The organism is Methylobacterium sp. CCH5-D2 (genome assembly GCF_001556475.1).
Classification (GTDB): Bacteria; Pseudomonadota; Alphaproteobacteria; order Rhizobiales; family Beijerinckiaceae; genus Methylobacterium; species Methylobacterium hispanicum.
Window position 1 is genome coordinate 1 of the sequence record NZ_LSIX01000412.1, and the last position, 2,081, is coordinate 2,081.

A 2,081-nucleotide genomic window follows, 5' to 3' on the forward strand; every position below is an offset into this window, starting at 1 on the left:
CCCGCCTGCAACGGCTCGGGCAGCACCCGCACGTCGAGCCGCGGCTTGTACGCCCGCTCCACCTTCCACCCCCGCACGTGCAGCATGACCGCCCCACGGGCCATAGCGCGGTAGGGGGGCTTGCGCTTCATCTCGTCGATCACCGCCTGGACATCGACGTCCTCCTTGCCCTCCGCGCTGATCCGGTCGCAGACCTTGTAGACCCTCTGCTGCGGCGTCATCGCGAACCCCTCCGAACCTCAGGATAGATTGGCCGAACCTTGGTTAAGGTGCCCTGAAAATTCGAGGAACGGGAATGCGGAACGTTCCCCGTTCCCGTTCCTCGCGGATTCTCAGTTGATGCACGGCGGAGGGGTTCCCGTTAACCAACGGTCAACCATGATCCGCATCGCCCGCTTGACCACGGGCCCGCCCGCGTCCACCTGGGCCCCATGACGAACGTGCCCGCCTGTACCCGAATGAAAGCCGCGCGGGCCGCATAACGGCCTGCGCTTTAGGGCGCGTGCACCAGGCCCCATGGGCCGACCGAGGGCGAAGGCCCCGGGTATCGTCATCACCACGGCCTCGAAAACCGTGGGCATCGGAGGGCCGCAACATGCGCCTCTGGACACTATCCGACCTACATCAAGAACACGTCGCGAACGCGTGGGACCCTGCCGCGCACGTGCCGGCCGGGGGCTTCGACGCGGTCGTCATCGCAGGGGACGTCCAGGTTCCGCTCGTGCGCTCGCTCGAATGGATCGCCGAACGCTTCCATGGCGTCCCCGTGGTCTACGTGCCGGGAAACCACGACTTCTGGTGGGACCGCGGCGAGGTCCGCTACACCCTGTCCGACCAGGTCCGCCTCGGCCGGGCCGCCGCCGATCGCCTCGGCGTCCACCTGCTGATGGACGACGCCGTCACGATCGGGGGCGTCACCTTCGTCGGGGCGACGCTATGGACGGACTTTCGCCTCGGCGCCTTCGGCCTCCTCCACGGGCTGCGGTCGGCCGGCGGACGCGAGGGCATGCAGGACTATCGCCGGATCCGCACCGGGCCGACGTCCAGGCATCGCATCGAGCCCGAGGACGTCCTTCGCCTGCACCGCGCGAGCCGGGCCTACGTCCAGGGCGCGATCCGGCCGGCGCCGGAGCGCACCGTCGTGGTCACGCACCACGCACCGTCCCGGCGGAGTTTGTCCCCGCACGAGAACCTGGCGTGGTGCTACGCCACCGACCTCGATGACCTCATCGGGACGTGCCGCCCCGCCCTATGGGTCCACGGCCATGTCCACCGGCATGCGGATTACCGGATCCACGACACCCGCATCGTCTGCAACCCACGCGGCCACGTCGAGGAGGCCACCGGCTTCATCCCAGGTCTCGTCGTCGAGGTGCCCGACCGGCAGGCCGACGCCGACACGCAGCCGAGAACGAACGGAACGGAAGGAACGAACTGATGATCGACGTCCACGACGACCTGCATCTCGCGGTCGAATTCCTAAACCGCGCCGCGGTGATGCGAGACGAGATCGGCGTCACCGCGTACCGTCGGGCCATGCACCGGGCCCTCGTCGCCCTCGGCGACGCGGTCATCGACGAGGCGGAACGCATGGCCGGCGCCTCCGCCCGCGCCCCGAGCGGCACCGTGGTCCCGTTCGGCAGGACCTCGCGGGCGATCCGACGCTCAGGCGACGCCGCCGACCCGGAGGGTTCCAAACGACGGGCCGGAAGAGCGGATCCTTCCACCGGACCGGCACGATAATCCGTGATCCAACCGAATATCGGGCATCCGCCGAAGAGGTTCCGATCCGCTTAGACTTGGTCTTATAGCCGGTTATCCACAGATGCCAATAAAATATCCGTCAGATAGAATTTAATCTTGACGCGAATTCAATCGATACTGTAATCATCCCCCATCGCTCATCGAGCGACATACGCTCCCGGCACCGGCCGGAGCCCACACCGCCCTCGTAGCTGACGTTCGGGCGGCCCTCGCCCCAAGATGAAACCCCATGACCCATCGCCCCTCTGCGCCGAAACGCGCGCCCCGGCCTGTCCGCAGGCCCGCCCGGCCCGTCGGCATCGCCGCCCGGCCGCGCT

At 67.9% G+C, this 2,081-nt stretch carries 3 protein-coding genes; 2 read left to right on the forward strand and 1 reads right to left on the reverse strand.

What is annotated here, in order from left to right; genetic code table 11:
• Nucleotides 1-221 (reverse strand): hypothetical protein (locus tag AX737_RS10585; RefSeq protein WP_156453642.1); only part of this gene is annotated, 221 nt, incomplete at its 3' end.
• Between the two features lie 374 nt (nucleotides 222-595).
• Between AX737_RS10585 and AX737_RS10590 the strand changes: the two genes are divergently transcribed.
• Together AX737_RS10590 and AX737_RS10595 are read left to right on the forward strand one after the other, a co-directional pair.
• On the forward strand, nucleotides 596-1,438 hold the full coding sequence (locus AX737_RS10590) for a metallophosphoesterase (RefSeq protein ID WP_082772982.1): 843 nt from the start codon (nucleotides 596-598) through the stop codon (nucleotides 1,436-1,438).
• On the forward strand, nucleotides 1,438-1,743 hold the full coding sequence (locus tag AX737_RS10595; RefSeq protein ID WP_066921159.1) for a hypothetical protein: 306 nt from the start codon (nucleotides 1,438-1,440) through the stop codon (nucleotides 1,741-1,743). The genes AX737_RS10590 and AX737_RS10595 overlap by 1 nt, the downstream gene beginning before the upstream one ends.
• The last annotated feature ends 338 nt before the right edge of the window (nucleotides 1,744-2,081 follow it).